This window comes from Nocardioides sp. (assembly GCF_035576065.1).
Classification (GTDB): domain Bacteria; phylum Actinomycetota; class Actinomycetes; order Propionibacteriales; family Nocardioidaceae; genus Nocardioides.
In genome coordinates this window covers 250,883-272,988 of sequence record NZ_DATLWX010000011.1, presented here as the reverse complement: position 1 = coordinate 272,988, position 22,106 = coordinate 250,883, and the positions used below count along the sequence as shown (strand labels likewise).

General features: G+C 70.4%; 21 protein-coding genes. 8 read left to right on the top strand and 13 right to left on the bottom strand.

From position 1 onward, the window contains the following. Window positions 1-62: 62 nt before the first annotated feature. The 7 genes from VNJ48_RS06025 to VNJ48_RS05995 form a co-directional block, all read right to left on the bottom strand. Entirely contained in the window at window positions 63-512 is a 450-nt protein-coding gene (locus VNJ48_RS06025) for a DUF3040 domain-containing protein (RefSeq protein WP_325600093.1), read from the bottom strand. Window positions 513-606: 94 nt separating this feature from the next. After that, a complete protein-coding gene (gene dinB, locus VNJ48_RS06020) occupies window positions 607-1,794 on the bottom strand; it encodes a DNA polymerase IV (RefSeq protein ID WP_325600091.1) in 1,188 nt (395 codons plus the stop codon). Window positions 1,795-1,818: 24 nt separating this feature from the next. Beyond that, window positions 1,819-2,550, bottom strand: a complete 732-nt coding sequence (locus VNJ48_RS06015; protein WP_325600089.1) for a methyltransferase domain-containing protein — start codon at window positions 2,548-2,550, stop codon at window positions 1,819-1,821. 22 nt (window positions 2,551-2,572) lie between these two features. Next, window positions 2,573-6,355: a DNA polymerase III subunit alpha gene (locus VNJ48_RS06010; RefSeq protein ID WP_325600213.1), complete on the bottom strand. Its 3,783-nt coding sequence runs from the start codon at window positions 6,353-6,355 to the stop codon at window positions 2,573-2,575. 102 nt (window positions 6,356-6,457) lie between these two features. After that, complete coding sequence (locus tag VNJ48_RS06005) at window positions 6,458-6,907, bottom strand: SAV_6107 family HEPN domain-containing protein (protein ID WP_325600087.1); 450 nt, start codon at window positions 6,905-6,907, stop codon at window positions 6,458-6,460. Between the two features lie 15 nt (window positions 6,908-6,922). Further along, entirely contained in the window at window positions 6,923-7,294 is a 372-nt protein-coding gene (locus VNJ48_RS06000) for a DUF6504 family protein (RefSeq protein ID WP_325600085.1), read from the bottom strand. Between the two features lie 111 nt (window positions 7,295-7,405). Beyond that, the gene (locus VNJ48_RS05995; RefSeq protein ID WP_325600083.1) at window positions 7,406-7,879 is read right to left on the bottom strand and encodes a hypothetical protein; all 474 of its coding nucleotides are present in this window, start codon (window positions 7,877-7,879) and stop codon (window positions 7,406-7,408) included. Between the two features lie 43 nt (window positions 7,880-7,922). Here VNJ48_RS05995 and VNJ48_RS05990 point away from each other — a divergent pair, with 43 nt between their 5' ends. From VNJ48_RS05990 to VNJ48_RS05975, 4 genes are all read left to right on the top strand, one after another. After that, entirely contained in the window at window positions 7,923-8,396 is a 474-nt protein-coding gene (locus VNJ48_RS05990) for a YbaK/EbsC family protein (RefSeq protein ID WP_325600081.1), read from the top strand. Window positions 8,397-8,507: 111 nt separating this feature from the next. After that, entirely contained in the window at window positions 8,508-9,029 is a 522-nt protein-coding gene (locus VNJ48_RS05985) for a DUF4126 domain-containing protein (RefSeq protein WP_325600211.1), read from the top strand. Continuing rightward, window positions 9,026-10,330, top strand: a complete 1,305-nt coding sequence (locus tag VNJ48_RS05980) for a phytoene desaturase family protein (RefSeq protein WP_325600079.1) — start codon at window positions 9,026-9,028, stop codon at window positions 10,328-10,330. The genes VNJ48_RS05985 and VNJ48_RS05980 overlap by 4 nt, the downstream gene beginning before the upstream one ends. A gap of 171 nt (window positions 10,331-10,501) precedes the next feature. After that, window positions 10,502-11,395 carry a hypothetical protein gene (locus VNJ48_RS05975; protein ID WP_325600077.1) on the top strand — a complete coding sequence of 298 codons (894 nt, stop codon included), beginning with the start codon at window positions 10,502-10,504 and terminating at the stop codon, window positions 11,393-11,395. 504 nt (window positions 11,396-11,899) lie between these two features. On the opposite strand, the gene VNJ48_RS05970 is transcribed toward VNJ48_RS05975, so the two are convergent. Then, window positions 11,900-12,235, bottom strand: coding sequence for a hypothetical protein (locus tag VNJ48_RS05970; protein ID WP_325600075.1), 336 nt, complete (start codon window positions 12,233-12,235; stop codon window positions 11,900-11,902). Window positions 12,236-12,288: 53 nt separating this feature from the next. Between VNJ48_RS05970 and VNJ48_RS05965 the strand changes: the two genes are divergently transcribed. Then, the gene (locus VNJ48_RS05965) at window positions 12,289-12,714 is read left to right on the top strand and encodes a hypothetical protein (protein WP_325600073.1); all 426 of its coding nucleotides are present in this window, start codon (window positions 12,289-12,291) and stop codon (window positions 12,712-12,714) included. Window positions 12,715-12,901: 187 nt separating this feature from the next. Continuing rightward, window positions 12,902-15,466, top strand: coding sequence for an ATP-dependent helicase HrpB (gene hrpB / locus VNJ48_RS05960; protein WP_325600071.1), 2,565 nt, complete (start codon window positions 12,902-12,904; stop codon window positions 15,464-15,466). A 36-nt stretch (window positions 15,467-15,502) separates the two neighbouring features. Here hrpB and VNJ48_RS05955 read toward each other — a convergent pair whose 3' ends face one another. From VNJ48_RS05955 to metF, 3 genes are all read right to left on the bottom strand, one after another. Next, the gene (locus tag VNJ48_RS05955) at window positions 15,503-16,225 is read right to left on the bottom strand and encodes a hypothetical protein (protein WP_325600069.1); all 723 of its coding nucleotides are present in this window, start codon (window positions 16,223-16,225) and stop codon (window positions 15,503-15,505) included. Between the two features lie 146 nt (window positions 16,226-16,371). Beyond that, window positions 16,372-17,013 carry an SIMPL domain-containing protein gene (locus VNJ48_RS05950; RefSeq protein WP_325600067.1) on the bottom strand — a complete coding sequence of 214 codons (642 nt, stop codon included), beginning with the start codon at window positions 17,011-17,013 and terminating at the stop codon, window positions 16,372-16,374. Between the two features lie 28 nt (window positions 17,014-17,041). Continuing rightward, complete coding sequence (metF, locus tag VNJ48_RS05945) at window positions 17,042-17,932, bottom strand: methylenetetrahydrofolate reductase [NAD(P)H] (RefSeq protein ID WP_325600065.1); 891 nt, start codon at window positions 17,930-17,932, stop codon at window positions 17,042-17,044. A gap of 62 nt (window positions 17,933-17,994) precedes the next feature. Here metF and VNJ48_RS05940 point away from each other — a divergent pair, with 62 nt between their 5' ends. After that, window positions 17,995-19,098 (top strand): polyprenyl synthetase family protein, encoded by a 1,104-nt coding sequence (locus VNJ48_RS05940; RefSeq protein WP_325600063.1) that lies wholly within the window; start codon window positions 17,995-17,997, stop codon window positions 19,096-19,098. 7 nt (window positions 19,099-19,105) lie between these two features. Here the strand turns inward: VNJ48_RS05940 and VNJ48_RS05935 are convergent, their stop codons facing one another. Further along, a complete protein-coding gene (locus VNJ48_RS05935; RefSeq protein ID WP_325600061.1) occupies window positions 19,106-19,549 on the bottom strand; it encodes a barstar family protein in 444 nt (147 codons plus the stop codon). Beyond that, window positions 19,550-19,933 (bottom strand): Rv2175c family DNA-binding protein, encoded by a 384-nt coding sequence (locus VNJ48_RS05930; protein ID WP_325600059.1) that lies wholly within the window; start codon window positions 19,931-19,933, stop codon window positions 19,550-19,552. It abuts the gene before it with no gap. Between the two features lie 151 nt (window positions 19,934-20,084). Here VNJ48_RS05930 and pknB point away from each other — a divergent pair, with 151 nt between their 5' ends. Beyond that, complete coding sequence (gene pknB, locus VNJ48_RS05925; RefSeq protein ID WP_325600058.1) at window positions 20,085-22,103, top strand: Stk1 family PASTA domain-containing Ser/Thr kinase; 2,019 nt, start codon at window positions 20,085-20,087, stop codon at window positions 22,101-22,103. Window positions 22,104-22,106 lie beyond the last annotated feature (3 nt).

Sequence of the window (22,106 nt, the reverse complement as noted above, 5' to 3'; positions counted from 1 at the left end):
AGGCGGCCTCGTCGGCGGCCGGGTCCTGAGACCTCCGGGCGAGCCCGAAGAAGACCTGACTCCTAGAAGGGGCCCTGCTCGCGACGGCGCCGCCAGCGCTCTTCCATCCGCTCCATGAAGGTGCCGGAGGAACGAGACGACGTCGGTCGGCGCAGTCCACGAGACCGCTTGGACTGCGGGCGACGTCCGCCGTCGACCACGCCGAAGCCCTCGTGCCGGGTCTCCCGCATGGGCTGGTGGAGGACGGCCGGGTTGCGCAGGGCGGTCACGCCGATCGTCGCGGCGGCCAGCATGACCACGAAGCCGACGACGCCGACGATCGGTTGGACCATCACTCCGGTGGTGAGCAGCGCCAGGCCGATCACGAAGACGACGCCGGCGACGATGGCGCGGCGGCGGGCCGCTCGCTGCATCGACGTGCCTCGGAGGGTGGAGGCCAGCTTGGGATCCTCCTCGACGAGCGCGCGCTCCATCTGTTCGAGCAGTCGAAGCTCTTCTTCGGACAGCGGCACGATTCCTCCTCGTCTGACCCCAGGACCCAGCCGGACCAGTGTGTCCCCGCAAGTCTAGGCGCGCCGTGGGCACGGAGGTAGCGGGTAGAGAGAATTACCTCCTTCCGGATGTCCGCAACAGGCTCGCCGGACCGAGCGCAGCGGCTCCGAAGCGTCGATTGGCCCGGTCCACCGCCCGATCTGCGTCCGCCCAGCCGTGCTGCGGCTCCCCCAGCACCAGCTGACGGTGCACGCTCGTGCGCGTGACCAGCCCTTCCACGCGCACCCCCACGAGCCGGAGCCGCGCGCGCTGGAGTCCGAGCGCGTCGAAGAGACGGGTGGCGGTGCCATAGATCTCCACCGTCACGTCGGTCGCCTCGAGCAGGGTGCGCGAGCGGGTGATGGTGGTGAAGTCGGCGAACCGGATCCTGATGGTGACGGTGCGGCCGGCCACCCCGGCAGCGCGCATCCGGCCGGTGACCCGCTGCGAGAGCCTGAGCAGCTCACGCCTGACCACCTCGCTGTCATCGGTGTCGCGGGCAAAGGTCTCGTCCGCCCCCATCGACCGGTCCGGCTCCAGCGGACCAACCCGGGGCGTGATCGCCCGACGGTCGGTGCCCCAGGCGAGGTCATGCAGATGGCTGCCGAGCTGGTGCCCGACCGCTCGCTGGAGCGTGCGCACCGGGGTGTGGGCGACGTCGCCGACCGTGACCAGGCCGAGGCGGTGCAGGATCGCCCGGGTCTTCTCCCCCACTCCCCAGAGCTCGCCCACGTCGAGGGGGTGCAAGAAGGTCGTCACTCCCGCCGGGGGCACCACCACCACGCCGTCCGGCTTGGCCCGGCGGCTGGCCAGCTTGGCCACCGACACCGATGCCGCCACTCCCACCGAGCAGGTGATGCCCTGCTCGTCGTGGACCACTGATCGCAGGTTCTCGGCGATCGTGACGGGCGACCCCAGTCGCCGGGTGGAGCCGCGGACGTCGAGGAAGGCCTCGTCGAGCGAGACCACCTCGACCAGCGGGGTCACACGACGGAAGTTCTCCAGCACCGAGGTCGAGACCTGCTGGAAGGTCTCGAAGTCCGGCGCGATCACCACCGCCCGGGGACACAGCCGCCGGGCGCGCGTCATCGGCAACGCCGAGCGGACGCCGTACTGCCTGGCCAGGTAGTTGGCCGAGAGCACCACCCCCCGGCTCCCCCCTCCGACGATCACCGGGACGTCCCTCAGGTCGGGGCGCTCACGGACCGCCACGGAGGCGTAGAACGCGTCCATGTCGACGTGCAGGATCGGGGTGTCCGTCATCGGGACGCCCCTCGGAGCCCGGGGTCAGCGGGTGGCGAGCACGTGCAGCTGGGTCGCGAGCGCGAGGTATTCCGGACGGGTGGCCACGGCACTCTCGAGCTCGACCAACGCGGCGCTCGCCCCGGGCTCGAGGTCGACCAGCGGTCCGGGCACGAGGTCGGCGAAGACCCGGACCCCGTGGATCGTGGTGGCGACCAGACCCGCGGCAGCGAGCAGGGGCGAGAGCTCCTCGACGGTGAAGCGGCGACCACCTCGTCCGGCGGTCCGGCCAGCGGACGGGTCGTCGAGCAGGTCGCGGGCTGCCTGGAAGTGGCCGGCCATGGCGCGCGCGACCACGGCGGCATGCCGTTGGGCGACGAGCAGGCTGAGGTGTCCGCCGGGTCGGAGCACGGAGGCGATGGTGGCCAGGCCGGCCGCCGGGTCGTCGACGACGTCGAGCACGCCGTGGCAGAGCACGAGGTCGGCGTCCTCGACGAGCGTGGCCAGATCGGCGAGGTCGCCCTGCTGGCTGGTGATCCGGTCGGCGACGTCGGCTTCGCGCGCTCGCCGGTCGAGGGCAGCGAGTGCGTCGGGGCTGGGGTCGATGACCTCGACCCGGTGGCCGAGCTGGGCGAGGGGTACGGCGAAGCCGCCGGTGCCGCCGCCGATGTCGACGATGCGGGCAGCACCGTCGCTCTCGGCGAGGAGGCCACTGACCGCGGTCCACACCACGCCGGTGCGGACGGACTGGCGACGCTCGCTGGCACTGGCGGACATGGCCACCACCCTAGTGGCCGTCTCATCCGGGACCCCCGGGACTGCGGTGCCACAGCGTGCGTGCGACGTCCTGGCCTGCGTCGCCGGCGGGCTTGATGTCGGCGTAGGGCGACAGCTGGAAGCCGCTGGAGTGGACGAGCACCCGACGCCGGGCGGGCTCATCGGCCTGCGTGTCGCCCTCGGGCGCGCGCCCCAGCTCGGCCCGGACAGCGGCGAGCGCGTCCTCCCGGTTGCAGGCGCGCTGCCAGACGGCGTGGAGGGCGGACAGCTCCCAGGCGCCGGTGGCGCGCAGGGACACCCCCCGCCGTCCGGTGCGTCGCAGCTCGCCCCGCACGACCAGCAGCCAGGAGTGGAAGATCGTGGCGGCGTAGGGGCCCTGGGCGTCCTCGAAGAACGTGCAGTCGACCGGTCCGGTGCTGTCGTCGAGGGTCAGGAAGACGACCCGGCGCCCGGACCTGATCGGGGGCGTCTGGGTCGCGACCTTGACTCCGGCGACCAGCAGCTCCGAGCGGCTCCGGCGGTTGAGGAGGTCCTTGCTCCGGGTGATGTCGAGCGCGTCGAGGAACTCGGCATAGGGCGTCACGACGTGCTGGGTGACATCGAGGCCGAGGATCTCCAGCTCCGCACGCATCCGCTCGTCGGTGGTCATCTCCGGCAATCCTGTCGGCACCTCGCCACCCATTCCCGGCTCGTCCCCGAGGCTCAGGGTCAGCTGCACGGACTCGACGGGGCGCGGTGTCGCCGTGGCGCGCGACTGAGCGGCCGCCCTGGGCCATACCCCCGACTGCTCCCGGGTGGTCGGGTCGGTGCTGTTGCGGACCGCCGCTTCGCTGACCCTCGTGTCAGCGGCACGCGCCACAGGGGTGCGGGCGCGACCTCGCGCCAGACCACGGCTGCGAGCGGTGCGGTCCAGGACACGCGCGTGCACGTCGAGCTCGGCGACCTGCAGCAGCAGGTCACGGCGGGTGATCTGGCCGCGTGCCCGGATGCTCTGGTCGCCACCCGAGATGCGGTAGATGGTGTCGAAGCCGCCGGCCAGCACGAGCCGCTCCAGCACGGGCCGCGAGACCTGGGCTCGCTGGAAGAAGTCGGAGAGCGAGACGTAGGGGCTCGTGCACTCCTCCCCCATGCCGCCCCGGGCGGCGATGATCCGGACGACCTCGGCCCCGCTGATGCCCTTGACCTCGGCGAGCGCCAGCCGGATCGCGTAACCGGCGCCCTCCGCCTCCGGGCGGGGTTCGACGACATAGGCCTCGCTCGACGCGTTGACGTCGAGGCCGTGCACGCCGATCCCGAGCTGGCGCGCGTCGTCGAGGATCAGCCGCTTGGGATACATCCCCGGGTCGTGGGTGAGCACCCCGGCCAGGAAGTGCGCCGGCCAGTGCGCCTTGAGCCAGGCCGACTGGAAGGTCGGCAACGCGAAGGCGGCGGCGTGGGCCTTGCAGAAACCGAAGGACGCGAAGGCCTCCAGCACCTTCCAGATCCGCTCGACCAGCGTGAGGGCGTAGCCACGTCCCAACGCACGTGGGTGGAACCAGACCTTGGTCTCGGCCATCCCGGCGGCGTCGCCCAGGGCCCGGCGCTTCTCGTCGGCCTCAGCGAGGCTCACCCCGGTGAACAGCGCGATGATCTCGATGACCTGCTCGTGGAAGACCACGACACCCTGGGTCGCCTCCAGGATCGGTCGCAGGTCGTCGTGGAGGTGCACGACGGTCTTCCACCCCTGCTTGGCCTCGAGGTAGGGCGTGATCATGTCGCTCTTGACCGGCCCCGGACGGAACAGCGAGATGTCGGTGATGATGTCGTCGAAGGAGCCGATGCCGGACTTGCCGACGAGCTCACGCTGTCCCGGCGACTCGATCTGGAAGACGCCGAGGGTCTTCGCCTCGCTGATCATCTGGTAGGTCGTCTCGTCGTCGAAGGGGACCTGCGTCTCGTCGTCGAGGTCGATCTCCACGGCGTCGACCCGCTTGACCTCGGCCACCGCGTGAGCCATCGCCGACTGCATCCGGATGCCGAGCACGTCGAGCTTGAGCAATCCCAACGCCTCCACGTCGTCCTTGTCGAACTGGCTCATCGGGAACCCTGCGTAGGACGCCTCGACCGGCGTGCGGTCGAGCAGCGTGATGTCGGAGAGCAGCACGCCGCAGGGGTGTACGGCGATGTGTCGGGGCAGTCCGTCGAGGCGCTCCACGAGGCGGAAGAAGAGGTCAAAGGACGCTCGAGTCTCCCCATTCAGCAGCCCGCTGAGCCGCAGCTCGGGCAGCTCACGCAGGGCGGCTCGGGCATCGCGGGCGCGGATGTGCGGGAAGGCCTTGGCGATCGCGTCGATCTCCCCGGGGGGCATGCCCAGGGCGGCGCCGACGTCGCGGACGGCGTGGCGGACGCGGTAGGTGTCCATCATCGAGACGCACACGCAGCGCTCTCCGCCGTATTTGTCGAGGATCGCCTCGTAGACCTCGAGCCGCCGTGCGGACTCGACGTCGACGTCGATGTCGGGCAGGGAGGCCCGCAGCGGCGAGAGGAACCGCTCCATCAGCAGGCCGTGCCGGATCGGGTCGACGCCGGAGATGCCGAGCAGGTAGTTGACCAGGCTCCCGGCGCCGGAGCCGCGGGCAGTGCGGCGGATGCCCATCTCCCCGATCAGGTCGGTGATGTCAGCGACCGTGAGGAAATAGGGGGCGTAGCCCAGCCCGCGGATCATCGCGAGCTCGTCGTCGAGGCGCTTCCAGATGCGTTGGCGAGGCGCCGAGCCGTAGCGGCGACCGATCGAGCCTTCGCAGCGTCGCCGAAGCTCGGCATCTGCTTGGAGCCGGCTTCGCCGACGCTGCTCTTCTGTTCCGTCCGACCCAGGCTCCTGCGTCGCGGGTCCGACGGCGAGCTCCGGGAAGTGCACCTCGCCGATGCCGAGGTCGCTGCGCGGGTCCAGAGCACATCGGTCGGCCATGGCGCGGGTCTGGGCCAGGAGCAGAGTGGCGTCGCGGTCGCCGAGGCCGGCCATCCGGCAGATCTCCTCGGCGACCTCCTGCATCTGCTTGCCGGACTTCAGGAAGCCTTCAGCGTTGCCGCGATCGACGTGTCGCCGATCGAGGGCGACCAGTCGTCGCGCTGCGTCGAGCACGTCGACGGTCGGCGCATCGAGACGGTCGGCGTAGCGCACGGCATTGGTCAGCACCGTGCCCAGCCCGGCCCGCCGGGCCATGCCGGCCATCCGCGCGGCGTGCGGCGTGGTGCCCGGACCCCATTGGCTCCCCGTGCTGGCCAAGCGGTGGGAGACCAGCTCGATGACCAGGTTTTCGCGGGGCACGATCTCCCGCCACGGTGCCAGCGCCGCCATCCCGAGGTCATCACGTCGCCGCGCCGCTGCCGCGCCGATCTCGGAGACCGGCCCGAGCAGGACCATCACGTCGCCCCCCATCAGGAACGGAGCCAAGCCCTCCAGCGTCCCCACCGGGCGGCCGCGCTCGCCCGTGAGATGGGTGGCCGAGACCATCCGGCAGATCGCCGACCAGCCCGCCTTGCCGACGGCCAGGAAGGTCACCCGGTGCGAACCACCCAGGTGGACCGGCAGGTCGCGGTGGGCGCCGCCTCGCACTGGTGTGCGCGGCGCTGAATCCACCCGGGGTGGCTGAGGGCTCACGGGGACCACGGGGAGCAGGGCCAGGTCCACCCCGAGCACCGGGCGGACGCCGGCCCGACCGCAGGCCTGGGCGAACTTCACCGCGCCGTAGGTGCCGTCGCGGTCGGTGAGCGCGAGCGCGTCCATCTCCTGCTCCACGGCACGCTCGACGAGCGCCCTGGGGATGGGACGCCCCGTATTGCAGGGAGTAGCCGGACGCCACGTGGAGATGGACGAACGGGTCAGGACACACGGGGAGACACCCCCCGTGGACCCCCCCTGGCCTCGTTAGGCGACACCGGCCCGTCCGGCGGCGTGTCCGGCTGCGACCAGCCGTCGGTCGAGATGGGCGTGGGGCACCAGACCCAGGGCCGACTCGACCACGGCCAGGAATCGATCGGCGTCGCGGACCAGGTCGTCAGCCTCCCGCTCGGTCACCGCCCGGGTGGAGCCTGCCTCGGCAGCGGCGCGCTTCGAGGCACCGGCCGCGAAGAAGCGCGCCCACTCGGTGAGCTCGGGCGCGAGCTCGGCCAGCAGCACCCACGCGTTCTTCTGCCGTCCACGGCGCGGAGCGGGCTGGGCCCGGGCTGCCAGCAGGGCGGCTGCGGCCCGCAGCGCCGCGACATGGGCACAGGCATAGCGGCTGGGGACGTCGCGAGCCGTGATCGCCTCCTGCAACGACTCGGCCGCCAGGGAGAGATAGGAGTGGGTGGTCGCGGGCAACAGGTGAGGGTTCATCGTCATCATCGCCGCTCAGTCCGCACAGCCGACGAGCTGCCAGCGGCCGTCGGACCAGTTGAAGGACAGGTCGAAGACACCACTGGTATGCACGACCTCGCCGTCCGAGCCGGTCACTGCGACCATCCCCCGACCGGCAACGACTCGCCAGAGCTCACGCTCGACGAGCAGGTCGGCATCGACCGGCGGCGCCTGCTCCCGGGTCAGGTCAGGGTGCTCGTCGGTGCCGATCACTGCCTGGACCGTCGTCGACTGCCACCACGGCGCAGTCTCCACCCAGTGCGCGATGACGGCGCGCACCTTCCACAGCCGCCCACGCCACAGGAACTGGTCGGGCCCGTCAGCCTCTCCCCGTCGCACCTCCACGGGGTCGTCGTACAGTCGCATCTGCGCTCCTCATGCTCGTCGACCCCGGCGTTTGTCCGAACAGGTGTTCGAACAAGGCCAAAGGTACACCGCCCCACCGACAGTGGGTCAAGAGCGACAGAGGAACTGGCCCTAGTGCAGGCGCAGATGGTCGCTGGTGTCCTTGCGCCAGAGGAAGAAGACCAGCGCCAGGCAGAGCACCAGGAAGAGCGCGGACACGAGGACGAAGGCCGTCGGCAGTCCGTGGCTCAGCCCCAGGCCCGCGACGAAGACGCCGAAGAGGCACCCCGCCGTGAGGACCAGCCGCGACCACCCGTGGCCGTCCCTGAAGAACGCGGCCAGCACCACCGCGAGCGCCACGAAGACCACGAACGAGACCACCGCCAGCGGCACGAACTTCGGCACGATCGCCGCATCGCGCAGTGAGGCCATCCCGCCTGAGGCGAGTAGCTCCTGGGCCGACGGGTTGCCCTTGGCCCAGGACCGGATGACCTCGTCACTCTGCAGCCACGTCAGCAGCACCGCCACGCCACTCACCATCACGAGCGCGGTCAGGCTCCGCACCGCGTTGGTGACGGATCCGGGCAATTCCCTGCGCGTGGACATCTCGTGGACAACTCCTGCGTTGGCGTCTGACTAGGCTCACATCATGTCGAGCGAGCACCCTGCGATCACGTCATTTCGAGACGAGCTGCGCCGTCGTGGTGGGACGGGCGACGTGGTCATCCTGCCCGACTCGGTCCATACGGCCGCACTCGCCGCGGAGGCGTTGGGCTGTGAGGTGGGTGCCATCGCCAACAGCCTGCTGTTCGACGCCGGCGCGACCCCGGTCCTGATCCTCACCTCCGGGGCGCACCGGGTCGACACCGACAAGGTCGCCGCGCACCTCGGGCTGGGCCGGCTCGAGCGGGCCTCCCCCGCCTTCGTCCGGCAGCACACCGGTCAGGTCATCGGCGGCGTGTCGCCGATCGACCACCCGGTCCCCGTGCCCACCTGGATCGACAGCTGGCTGCGCACGTACGACGTGGTGTGGGCCGCCGCGGGGCACCCCGCCGCCGTGTTCTCCTCGACGTTCGACGAGCTCGTCGCCATGACGGGTGCGCCCGAGATCGACGTCGAGTGAGGGCGCCGTCAAGCCTCGCCCCCCAACACTAGGGTGGGGCCGTGGAATCACTTGCCCTGACCTTCTCCAGCGGCTGGGCCAGCGGCATCAACGCCTATCTGGTCGTCCTTGGTGCTCGGCATCGCCGACAAGGTCAACAACTTCTCGCAGATCCCCGACGTGCTGGCGCGCTGGGACGTCCTCACGGTCGCCGGGTTCTTGTTCTCGATGGAGTTCATCGCCGACAAGATCCCCTACATCGACTCCACCTGGGACGCGATCTCCACCGCCATCCGCCCCACCGTCGGCGCGGTGATCGGTGTGCTGCTGGCCGGTGACGCGTCCTCGCTCGACCAGGCCGTCCTGGGCGTCGTCGGAGGCGGCACCGCGCTGCTCTCGCACCTGGTCAAGGCCGGCAGCCGGCTGGCCATCAACTCCTCGCCCGAGCCCGTGACCAACATCGGCGCCAGCCTCGCCGAGGACGTCGCCGTCCTGGCCGTCGTCGCCTTCGCGATCAACAACCCCGAGGCCGCGGCGGCCATCGCCGGCGTGGCCCTGGCCCTGGGTCTGATCATGTTGTTCTTCCTCGCCAAGGTCATCCGTCGGGGCTGGCGGAGGTGGAAGAAGAAGGACCCGATCACGGCCTCGCTGTGAGCGCCCTGCGGATCGTCGTCATCGGCGGTGGCTTCGGCGGCTTGGCCAGCGCCGTACGCCTCGCCAAGCTCGGCCACGCGGTCACCCTGGTCGAGCACTCGGACACCCTTGGTGGCGCCCTGCAGCCCGTCCGGGCTGACGGCTTCACCTGGGACGCCGGCCCGTCGACGACCCTGTTGCCGGCCGTCATCCGCGACCTGTTCCGCAAGACAGGCCGCCCCCTCGAACGCGAGCTGGACCTCCAACCGCTCGACCTCGTCCGCGAGCACCGCTTCGCCGACGGCTCCGTCCTGGGCCTGCCCAGTGGCTCGCGGGCCGGACAGATCGCCGCCTTCGACCAGCTCGGCGGTCTGGGGGCAGCCTGGGCGGCGTACGTCGACGAGCGTGCCGACGAGTGGGAGGTGCTGCGACGCGGCTACCTCGAGCAACCCTGGGACCGTGACCTCTCCCCACGCGACCTGACGGACCTGCTCGGCCGCCGGGAGATGCTGCACAAGCGGCTGCGGACGGTGTCGAGGGACGAGCGCCTGCGCCTGGTCGCCGGTCACCCGTTCGTCGCCGACGGCCACGACCTGCGCAACGTCCCGGTGTGGATGGGGGCGATCTCCTACCTGGAGCAGACGTTCGGCGCGTGGACGATCCCGGGCGGACTGGCAGCCCTGGGGACCGCACTGGTCGACCGGCTCGACACCCGCGAGGTCGCCGTGGAGCTCAGCACGACGGTGCTCGACATCGTGGTGCGTGACGGTGGCGCGGTGGGGGTCCGCACCTCGGCGGGAGCCCTCGATGCCGACGCCGTCGTGTGCGCCGTCGATCCGCGCCGGCTGCCGGCGCTGGCGGGGTTCGTCCGTCGCAGCATGCCCGCCATCCCACCGGTCGTCTGCCACGTCGGTCTCGAGGGTGAACTTCTGGACCTGCCGCACGAGGTGGTGCTGCACGGCGACCCGATGCTTGTCGTCCGGACCGGCGGCACCGCTCCCGAGGGCTGCGCTGCGTGGACGATCCATGGCCGGGGACAGATCGCCGAGGACGTGCTCCGCGCGCTCGCACGGCACCGGATCGACCTCCGCCCCCACGTCGTCACCCGCATCGACCGGTCCCCTCGCGACCTGGTGGAGGCATGGTCGGGCTCACCGCTGGGGGTCCTGTGGCAGGGCCGGCAGACGGTCCGCGACCGGCTCGGCCCGACGACACCGATCCCCGGGGTCTACGCCGCCGGGGCCTACGCGACTCCGGGGTCGGGTCTGCCCTTCGTCGGGTTGTCGGCGGCGCTCGTCGCGCAGGCGATCGGACCCGCCTAGTGCCGCGTGTCGTAAATAGATGAACGCTATGGGTCTGAAATTATGGGGGCATGGCGAATCATCCTGGCGAAGCATCCGGATCGCACCGATGAGCGCGGACCGAGAATCCGCGCTGCCGTGCAGCGTCCTGACTGACCCGCACGCTGGGTCGCTGGTGCCAGACTGCCGCGCGTGACCGAAGACATTTTCGCTGCTGCCCGGGCGTTTCTTGACCGCGAGGGACGGCTCATCGAGCGCCGTCTCGCCTCTGTGCTGTTCGACGGAGCCGATGCCTCTGGCGTGATCGACGCCGTCCGCGCCTACCGCAACGCCAACGGCGGATTCGGTCATGGCCTTGAGCCCGACAAGCGTTGCCCGGCAAGCCTGCCCATCGACGTCGAGTGCGCTCTCGGGATCCTTTTGGTCGCCAGCCGGGGCGACGCCACGGCAGGGTCAGGCGATCCGGTAGCGGACGGGCTCGTCAGGGACGCTTGTGATTGGTTGGCTTCTGTGGCCGCGCCCGACGGAGCGGTGTCCCTGGCCTTCCCGGTCATGGAGCGTTACCCCCGGGCTGAGCACTGGTCGGACTGGACCTACACCCCCGGATTGAACCCGACGGCGGGTCTGGCCGGACGGCTGCACCAACTGGGGGTGACCCACCCGTGGCTCGACCGGGCCACCGACTGGACCTGGGTGCGGCTCGAGTCCGGCTTCGAGGAAGACGCACACGCTCTGATCGAGGTGATGGTCTTCCTCGCCCATGTTCCAGACCGTGCTCGGGCGGAGACCGTCGGCGCCCACGTGGGCGAATGGCTGTCGAAGGCCGACTGGTACCGGGCGGATCCGGCGGATCCTGGCTACGGACTCACCCCTGTCCACCTGGCGCCGTCGCCGGACAGCCCCTGGAGGCGACTGTTCGACGACACAATCATTGAGGGTCACCTCGACCGCCTGGTCCGTGACCAGCAGTCGGATGGGGGCTGGCCCATCACATGGGAACCACCGGGGGGCGCCTCCACCCTGGAATGGCGCGGGATCGAGACGCTCCGGGCTCTGCGGACCCTCCGGGCCTACGGTCGGCTCTGACGAGAGTCAGCTCTCAGGCGCCGCAATGCCTGGACGTCCTCATCTGGATCTGCCGCGATCAGTGCACGCATTCTCTCGGTCGGCGATTCGCACTAGCCTCAGCTCGTGTCCCAAAAATCGGATCTTCGGCAGGCACGTGAGGCGGTAGCGGCGTACCACGAAGCGAAGCTCGCCCGAGCTCCTCGCGCACGTAGCCGAAGCGGTCGACCGGTCTCGCAGCGGCGAGCTTAAGACCTTCGACGTCGACGAGGTCTTGTTCCAGTACTCACGTGTCGCGAACGAGCTCTGGAAGTTTTGCAATATCGGCAACGTCCAGGTCACAGCGAGCCAGCTGCATGAAGGCCCGTCGATCGACTGGTGGGAACGCGGGGCACCGAAACGCGCACGACATCCCGCCAAGGAAGTGCCCACCAGCGAACTGGTTGACCGCCACGCGATCGAACGTGCGTCATATCGCCGCCAGCGGGTCGTGCGTCGACCTGGATCTGGATGGGCGGACGTGCGTCAGCGAGGCCGCTTGGCGGGAAGCGGAACTGTCGTCGGGCCCCGACGGTCACGGGTGTAGGTCGCGTAGTCGATGAAGTGGCGTCGGCGTTCCAGGTAGTGAGGGTAGTGCTCGAAGTGCCAGCGGCAGCCTTCGATGAACTCGCCATGGTCGTCTAAACCCAGCCGATGCAAGACGCGCTCGAACTCCTGCAACCCCGCCATCATCTCGTCGCAGTGTTCCCGGGATGCCGCATCGGTGCCCCACAAGACGCCTGAGGGGAGTTCGTGGACAGCAGCCCACAGCCAGCTCAAGTCGCGTTCGTACCGCGCGCGGTCGGTCTCCCTCGGCGACATGGCGATGAGCGTAGTCGGCCCGACGCCTCTGCCGTCGGTGCGAAGATGCCGGTATGGGGTCTACTGGCTTTCGAGAAGCTGCGCGGCTGGACGACGAATTGCAGCGTTGGTCGCATTGCGAGGAGTCGCTTCTCATCGAGATGGCTCTGACGCAGCACGGGTATGGAGTCAGACTCTCGTTCAACCTGACCTGGACTGCAGAGGGCGTGCTTCGTCCCGACCGCGACAGCCGCGAGCAGCGACTGACCATCGAGATGCACGGCGTGCAGCGACTCCACTTGGAGGGCCGGCTGACCGAGGCAATGCTCGACCACCCAGAGAACATCAACTGGGGCCTTTCCGAAGTCGCGTCGCTGCGCGCTGCGCCGTGCCCAGACGGCCTCCAACTGCAGGTGCTCTGGGAGGACGATCGAAGCATCATCATCGACGCGCAGTCGGCAAGCGTCACGGAGCCAGAGGTCGCGCCGTCCGTGCGCTGAGCGTCCGCTCCTGCCGCGATGAGGGCGATAGCAAGGCGCGTCGATCCGCCGCCTTTGCATCAGCAAAGCAACCGGCATCCAGCGCCGTGTTGACCCTGCGGAAGCAGATTCACCCTCCTCCCGTGTCAGGTCCGTGGCGGGTGTCCCGCAGCCTCGTCAGCAGATGCGCGTCAGGCACACTGCAAGAGTGTCCGACCCGCTGCGCAACCTGCTCGCCGCGCCGCCCGACCTCCCGGTCACCGCTGGTCTGGCCGCTCTCGTCGAGGCGCTCCGAACCCGCGGAGTTGCGGTGGTCCACGCACCGCCGGGCACCGGCAAGACGACCTTGGTTCCACCCGCGGTCGCTGGGGTCGTCGCGGGACGGGTCGTCGTCACGCAGCCCAGCCGCATCGCAGCCCGCGCTGCTGCCCGTCGGCTGGCGCATCTGCTGGGCGAGCCGGTGGGCGAGACGGTCGGATACTCCGTACGCGGAGACCGACGCAGCAGCCGACGTACACGTGTCGAGATCGTCACGACCGGTCTACTGCTCCGGCGCATCCAGCACGATCCCGAGCTGGCCGGCGTCGGGGCCGTCGTGCTCGACGAAGTGCACGAGCGCCACCTCGACGCCGACCTGACCTTGGCGCTGCTCATCGACATCCGGGCCAACCTGCGAGAGGACCTGTCCCTGGTGGCGATGTCGGCCACCATCGAGGCCGAACGGACGGCCACACTGCTCGGTCGAGGTGACGATCCCGATGGTCCCGACGGCCTCTGGGACGCCCCGGTGATCCGCGTTCCGGGTGCCTTGCACCCGGTTCAAGCGGTCTGGTGCCCGCTGCCTGCGGGGGTGCGCCGCACCGACGACCGGGGGATCACCCCGGCGTTTCACGACCATGTCGCAGCGACCGTGGGTCGTGCGCTGGTCGCGCACGAGGGCGACGTCTTGGTCTTCGTGCCGGGTGTCGCGGAGGTCGAGGCGACCGTACGCCGCCTTGCCGGCGTGGACGCGGCCGTGCACGCCCTGCACGGACGCTTGTCCGGCGCCGAGCAAGATCGTGCGCTCAGCGAGGGCCCGGGTCGACGCGTGATCGTCTCGACCGCGGTCGCTGAGTCGTCGCTGACGGTGCCCGGGGTGCGCGTCGTGGTGGATGCCGGATTTTCGCGCGAGCCGCGCACCGATCACCGTCGCGGACTGGCTTCTCTGGTCACCGTCGCGGTGAGCCGAGCAGCGGCCGAGCAGCGGGCGGGACGGGCTGGACGGCTGGGACCTGGGACCGTGCTGCGCTGTTGGTCCGAGGCGGAGCACGGGCATCTGGCCGCTCACCCGGAGCCCGAGATCGCCACCGCCGATCTGACGGCCTTCGCCCTGGAGGTGGCGTGCTGGGGCAGCCACGACGTCCACGACCTGGCGCTGCTCGACCAGCCACCGGTGCACGCACTGTCGGCGGCCAAGGAGGTGCTGGTGGGTCTGGGGGCGATGACCGAGGACGGGAGAGCCACCCCGCGGGGCCGGGTGATCGCCAGCGTGCCGGCCGATCCCAGGCTGGCGCGTGCCCTCATCGACGGGGCTGGTCTCGTCGGGACCAAGCGGGCCGCAGAGGTGGTCGCGATGCTGAGCGAGGACGTCCGCGCTCCGGGCGGAGACCTCGTTGCTGCGCTCCGGTCCCTGCGCGCTGACCAGCGGGCAGGATCGTGGCGCCGCCAGGTCACCCGACTGGAGGAGGTCGTCGCGAAGCAGGGGACCACCGGCGACCGGAGAGTGGCGGCGGACGACGCCCGAGCGCTCACCGATGATGTGGCGGTAGGTCTGGTGGTGGCCCTGGCGCATCCGGAGCGGATTGCACGCAAGCGCTCCGAAACGTCGAGCTACCTCATGGCGTCCGGGACAGGCGCGGCGCTCGACTCGCGCGACCCGAGCCCGCTGGCCGGACTGGAGTGGCTCGCAGTCGGGGACGCGGAACGACGGCCCGGGCAACGTGAGGCCCGGATCCGCGCGGCGGCCCCCCTCACCGAGGACCTGGCGCTGGAGGCTGCTGGATCGCTGTGGACCGAGGTGGATGAGGTCACCTGGACCAGTGGGCGGGTGCTGGCTCGCCGACGGACGTTGCTGGGCGCGATCGAGCTCAGCTCAGCCCCGCTCAGCGATCCACCCGCGCAGGCCGTGACCGACGCGATCAAGAAGGCGGTCGCGAGCGAGGGGATCGCTCTCCTCGCCTGGACGGAGGCGGCCACGGCGCTGCGCGCCCGCCTCGACTTCCTGCACCGCGCGCTCGGCGACCCGTGGCCCGACGTGAGCGACGCGGCACTGACGCAGAACCTCGACTCCTGGCTCGGGCTGAAGTTGGCGCGGGTCCGCTCGGCCCAGGATCTTCGTCGTATCGACGTGACTGCCGCCCTGCGAGCGATGGTGCCGTGGCCGGAGGCGGGCAGGCTCAACGACTTGGCCCCCGAGCGCGTGGAGGTGCCCAGCGGGTCGAGCGTGCGGGTCGACTACTCCCAGGATCAGCCGGTGCTTGCCGTACGACTGCAAGAGGTCTTCGGTTGGACCGCAGCCCCGGCCCTGGCCGACGGCAGGGTGCCGCTCCTGCTGCACCTGCTCTCTCCCGCGCAACGCCCGGCCGCCGTCACCGCAGACCTGGAGTCCTTCTGGGACAACGGCTACCCGGGGGTGCGTGCTGACCTGCGCGGGCGCTATCCCAAGCACGCCTGGCCCGAGGATCCACGCAGCGCACCAGCAACCGCGCGGACGAACAGAGCTCGCCGAAGTTGAGTGGCGTGTTGACCGCCTGGGGTGAAACTCCCCTGCCTACAGGGGCGTAGCGAAAGCGCTGCAAACCGCCGCGATCGCGCGGCTGATGGCGCAAAGCCCAACCACAAGCACGATGACCCCGTAGGCCGGAGGCGCGTAGCCGAACCAACTGTCAATGAAGATGAGAAGCGCGCCGGCGACGATGCAGAACAGGCTCGTCATGATGATGACCCGTGGCCTTGTCTGGAGCCTCAACCGGACATCTTGGGTGGTCGCCGGAGTTGAGTCAATCCGCCGTCTGTCGGGTAATTCGGGTGCCGAAATCCCCGCGCGCCACGCTGAGACCTGGGTGAGCAGGTGAGCGGTGGGCGAGTAGTCGATCTTCCAGTCGGTGTAGCAGCCGAGCACCCCATCCGTGGTGCATCGCAAACCGACAAAGACCCAGTCGATATCGCCGTCGTCGCGAAGCGAAAACCCGCCCGCCACGTTGAAGGTTGCACTACCGCAGGGGCATGTGGCGTCATCCAGTTCCGCGTCCTGTGCCGCGTCCGCCGAGTCAAAGATCCATGCGGCCCGTCCACACCCGGAACACGTCCGCTGTGCGCAGCCCTCGTCATCATCTACTCGCACGCCGAAGTCGCTTGACCCGCAGTCTTCGCATTGGGCGTGCGCAACCGTTCCTACCGGACGATGGAGCGAGGCGCTGTACTCGGCCAGGTACTCGCCGAGGTCTTCTGCGACGTCAGCTGTCCACCACTTGCGCGACTTCCTGATCGCCATGCGAAGCAGCGTAACGGCAGCGAGGAAGCGCAATCATCTGCCGTGGTGCGCGTTCGCCCATGCGTCTTGCCGCCGCGTTGGCCGCTGCACAGGCAGCGCGCCGTCTACGGCCCCGCTGATGCTGCTGGTCGTGCTTCGCAGGACGATCAGTCACTCAGACCATCAGCGCGACTGGGCAGTCCCGGCCGGACCAGCGACCAGGTGACGGTCAGGCTCGCGCCGATCAGCGTCTCCCCCGGCTCGATCTTCGCCGACATCGCCATCGCCTCGCGGTGGCCGGGCCCGTCCCCCGCGGAGCCCGCGTGGCCGATGGCGAACACCTCCCCCAGCGAGGCACCGGCGAGGCCCGCCAGCTGGGTGGCCTGCCGGACTGCGTCGTCGTACGCCGCAGCGACGGCCTGCTCGTGGGCCGACGTGGGCGAGGACACCTCGAGAGCAACGCCCTCCACGACGAGCGCATCGCCGATCTCGGTCGCGAGCTCGTCCAGCAGCGATCCGGCCGCATCGAGGTCGGCGCAGCGGATGCTCATCGAGTGACGAGCCTCGAACCCACGCGGCTGCCCCTGGTTGTCATGCCAGGGCCACACGTTGATCCCGGTCGTGGCGACGCGTTCCTCGGCGGTGTGCCGCCGTGCGACGACCCCGATCGAGGCCGCCGCGGCGGAGCAGCCCCCGAACGCCTCCGCCACACGTTCTGCCCGAGCGACCGCCGCCACCCTGACCACCGCCGAGTCCGGTTGGACGGAGGTGGTGCCGTGACCGGTGACGGTGACCGTGTGGGTGCTCATGAGCGACACCGTAGCGACGAGCCGCCGCTCAGACCGTGATCTGCAGCGCAGTGAAGATCTCGCGGGTGGCCCGGGAGAAGTTCAGCGTGTAGAAGTGCAGCCCCGGGGCGCCCCCGGCCAGGAGCTCCTGGCACAGCTCGGTGGAGATGCGGATGCCCTCGGCACGCAGCTCTGCGGGCGTCTCGGCCAGCGGCTCGATGCGGGCGGTCACCTCGGGCGGGATCTCGCGCCCGGAGAGCTCGACCATGCGGCTCATCGAGTTGAGGTTCAGGATCGGCATGATGCCCGGGATGATGGGGATGTCGACACCGATCGCCCGTGCGCGCTCGACGAGGGCGAAGTAGTCAGCGGCCCGAAGGACCATCTCGGTGACCGCGAACTCGGCGCCCGCGTCGTGCTTCGCCTTCAGCACCTGGGCGTCGTGCTCGAGGCTCTCCGCGTTGACGTGCCCCTCCGGGAAGGCCGCGACGCCGACGGCAGCGTCGTAGCGCTCCTTGATGAAGGCCACGAGATCGGAGGCGTATTCGAGGCCGTCCTCGGCGCTGGCCCACTCGGTGTGCGGTCCGCCGGGCGGGTCCCCCCGCAGGGCCAGGATGTGCGAGACGCCGGCATCACGGTAGGCATCGAGGATCTCGACCAGCTCTGCGCGACTGTGGCCCACGCAGGTCAGGTGCGCGACCGGCAGCAGCGAGGTCTCCTGGGCGATCCTGCCGGTGATCCGCACCGTGGTGTCGCGGGAGCTGCCGCCTGCGCCGTACGTCACGGAGACGAAGGTGGGCCGGTAGGGCTCGAGCTCGGTGATCGCCCGCCACAGGCGCTCCTCCCCGGCCTCGTCCTTGGGCGGGAAGAACTCGAACGAGAACGACTTCTCCCCGCTCTCGATCAGCTCGCGCATGCTGCGCCCGGGTCCCTCGGTCATGGGCCAAGCCTAGGGACGGCGGCGATGCGCGGACGAATCCGTCCACTGGCTAGGCTCCACTGGTGAGTGACCCGCGACGCGACCTGACGAGCGACACCGCGCCTGTCGACTGGGACTCCGACGCCTTCCGAGCACGGGTCCGTACGGTCCTGGACGACTTCCTCGACGAGCAGTCCGTGCGCCTCGACGCCCTGGGCGGGGACGCCGCCCGTCTCGTCGCGGAGGCACGCACCTGCGTCGGCGGCGGCAAGCGTTTCCGGGCCGCCTTCTGCTACTGGGGCTATCGCGCCATCCAGCCCGAGGTCGCCGACGAGGCCGCCCTGGTCCGTGCGTGCGCTGCGCTGGAGCTGCTGCACGCGAGCGCGCTCGTCCACGACGACCTCATGGACTCCTCCGACACCAGGCGGGGCCGCCCCGCCACGCACCGGGCCTTCGAGGGCGAGCACCGAGGGGCTGGATGGACCGGGGACCCCAAGCAGTACGGCGCTGCGGCAGCCATCCTCCTGGGTGACCTGTTGCTCGGGTGGGCCGGGGACATGCTCCGCCACTGCGGCCTGCCGCGGGCCCAGGTGGACGCCGGCCTGAGCGTCTTCGAGCTCTGCCGTACCGAGGTGATCGCGGGCCAGTTCCTCGACGTCTCGGTCCAGGCGCGGGCCCATGCCGACCTCGACACCGCCATGACGGTGCTCCGCTACAAGTCCGCGAAGTACTCCATCGAACGGCCGCTGGAGATCGGCGCCGCGCTCGCCGGGGCGACGCGGGAACAGAGCAGCCAGCTGTCCTCCTTCGGCCTGCCGCTCGGCGAGGCGTTCCAGCTCCGCGACGACCTCCTCGGCGTCTTCGGTGACCCTGCCGTCACCGGCAAGCCCGCAGGAGACGACCTCGTCGAGGGCAAGCGAACCGTGCTCGTCGCGTTGGCCCTCGCCGCTGCCGCTCCCGCCGAGGCCACGCGGCTGGACTCGTCACTGGGCAGTCCGCTCGAGGACGTCGCGGTCGTCGACCTCCGGCGGATCATCCGGGAGTCGGGCGCGGACGCCCAGGTGGAGCAGCTCATCGGCTCGCTCGCCGACACCGCCCTTGCCGTGCTGGCCCGGGCAGACATCGACGAGCACGCACGCGGCGTGCTCGCACAGCTCGCGTCCGCTGCCACGCAGCGAGTGGTCTGAGCCTCGCTCAGTCGAGCGAGCCGATGCCCGGGACCTCCGGGCCCTCGCCGCGCAGCAGCACCGAGAACGGCACACCGCGGTCGGCGTTGACACGTGAGCCGAGCACGCTCAGGGCGATGTTGAACGCCCTCTCGTCGGCCCGCGCCAGCGTCGTCCAGCCGTCCCACAACAGGACGACGCCCGCCAGGCCGGCGCCGATGTCGTGCAGACAGTCGCCCAGGGCGTCGAAGTTCTGCCCGTAGTCGTCCGGGAAGCCGAGAGCCTGACCGACCGCATCGAGGAACTCGGCCCTGGTCTCGCTCAACCAGCCGTCCACGTGGGCGAACCCGAAGTCGGCGTGCTCGACGGTGCGCCGGACGTCGGCGACCTCGAAGGCGCCGTGCCACCGGTAGATGCCCGGTTGGGCGTGGTGGGCGATCAGCCCGGCCAGGAGTCCTGCCAGTCCGCTCATCTAGAAGGCCAGGGCCTGTGCGCGACGCTTGACCTCGGCGCCACGGTTCTCCCGCAGGGCGTCGATGGGTCGCCCGGGCAGGTCGTCGTCGATGAAGATCCACGCGATGGCCTCGCGGTCGGTGAAGTTGTTGTCGTGCATCACGGTCAGCAGCCCCGACAGGCCCTTGACGACCAACCCGTCCTGGAAGAACGCCGCCGGCACGGACGGCGGCAGGCCCGGTCGCGGGACCGCCTCCGCGATCTCGTGGTCCTTGATCATGGTGCGGACCTTGGCCGGGGTGACGTCGAGCAGCTCGCCCACCTGCTCCCAGTCGAGCCACTCGTCGACGAGCGCATCGAGATCGGCTTCGGCCAGGGGAACGGAGCTGTCGGAGGACGTCATACAGGCACTATTTCATGCCGCACGTCGCGCCGCGCCCTCCCGCCCGACATGCCACGCCACGCCGGGACACCGTCTCGCCGCCACCTCTGCCTGCCGGGTTCGTACGATGGAGCCACCGGATCCTTCCCCGTCCGGTGATGGAGGTCGAGCAGTGGAGTCAACCGAGCACGTCGAGAGTGCGCGTCGAGCGTCGACCGACGCCCTCGTCGGTCGACTCCTGGACCGCCGATATCGGATCGGGCCCCGCATCGCACGCGGCGGCATGGCCAGCGTCTACGAGGCCGAAGACATCCGGCTCGACCGCACCGTCGCCGTCAAGGTCATGCACCCGGGCCTCGGCGACGACGACGACTTCGCCCAGCGCTTCGTCCGCGAGGCGCGCGCCGCGGCGAAGCTGAACCACCCGCACGTGGTCGGGGTCTACGACCAGGGTGACGACGACGGCGTGGTCTTCCTGGCGATGGAATACGTCCCCGGCCACACGCTGCGAGACGTGATCCGCAAGGAAGCCCCGATGACGCCCGCCCGGGCGTTGTCGCTCCTCGAGCCGATCGTCTCGGCACTCGCAGCAGCTCATCGCGCCGGCCTGGTGCACCGGGACGTGAAGCCCGAGAACGTCCTCATCGCCGACGAGGCCCACGGCGGGGGCGTCAAGGTCGCCGACTTCGGTCTCGCCAAGGCGATCAGCGCCGACACCCAGCACACCGCCACCGGCGGCGTCCTGATCGGCACCGTCTCCTACCTCGCCCCCGAGCTGGTGGTCGATGGCCGGTCCGACGCCCGCGCCGACGTCTACGCGGCCGGGGTCGTGCTCTACGAGCTCCTCACGGGCAACAAGCCGCACGAGGGCGAGAGCCCGATCCAGGTCGCCTACCGCCACGTCCACGAGGACGTCCCGCCGCCGTCGCGCGTCGTGCCCGAGATCCCGGCCTACGTCGACGCTCTCGTGGCCCGCGCCACGGCTCGTGACCGGTCCCAGCGGCCCGCCGACGCTGCGGTCCTCCTGCACCAGATCCACCGGGTCGCCCAGGCCCTGCATGCCGGCGTGCACGACGACCCCGACCTCACGGCCGACCTGGCGTTGTCCCCGGCCCGTCACGACCCCTTCGAGGACGTCGAGGTCGAGGACGTCCTGGTCGAGGAGCGCAACGACACCACGGCCCTCGAACACCTCCCCGCTGTGTTCGCGCCGACGCGCGTACGCCCGGTCGCGAGCCCGCCCCGGCGGCCTGCTGCCCGCAGGCCGGCCGCACCGTTACCCGTGCACACGACCCCCCGCCGCCGATCGGTCAAGGGGCCACTGTCGTTCCTGCTGGTCGTGCTGCTGCTGATCGGCGTCGGGGCAGGAGCCTGGTGGTTCGGCTTCGCCCGCTACACCACGACTCCCGGAGTCCTGGGGGTCACCGAGGCCGCCGCCGCGTCCCAGCTCGAGCGCGAGGGCCTCGACACCGAGGTCGGGACACCCCGCTTCTCCGAGACCGTCGAGGCGGGCCTCGTGCTGGCGACCGAGCCCGAGCCGGGTGAGCGGGTGCTCAGGGACGGCACCGTGAGCCTGGTGGTCTCGCTCGGTCCGGAGCGCTACGACGTCCCCGACGTGAAGAGCATGACCGAGGACGAGGCCCAGGACGCCCTCCAGCAGAGCAACTTGTCCTTCGGCGACAGCACCGAGAAGTTCAGCGAGAGCATTCCCCTCGGTGCGGTCATCAAGACCGTCCCGGCGGTCGGCACGACCGTCAAGCCCGACACCTCGGTCGACCTGGTGGTGAGCAAGGGCCGCCTACCCATCGAGATCTCCGACTGGACCGGCAAGGACGCCGACCAGGCGGTGGCCGCGCTCGAGAAGCGGAAGCTCGTCGTCGAGGTCGCCGGCGAGGAATACAGCGACTCGGTGGCCGAGGGTGACGTCATCTCCCAGGATCCCGCCGCGGGGCCCCTCTTCAAGGGCGACACCGTCGCCCTCGTCGTCTCGAAGGGACCCGAGCTGGTGGAGGTGCCCCGGGTGATCGCCATGGGTGTCGAGGCTGCCACGGAGAAGCTCGAGGCCCTGGGGTTCCAGGTCGACGTCCAGAACTCCGAGAGCTACATCGGGGTGGGCTTCGTGTTCAGCACCTCCCCGGGTGCCGGCGACATGGTGGCCCGAGGCAGCACGATCACGCTCTACCTGATCTAGCGC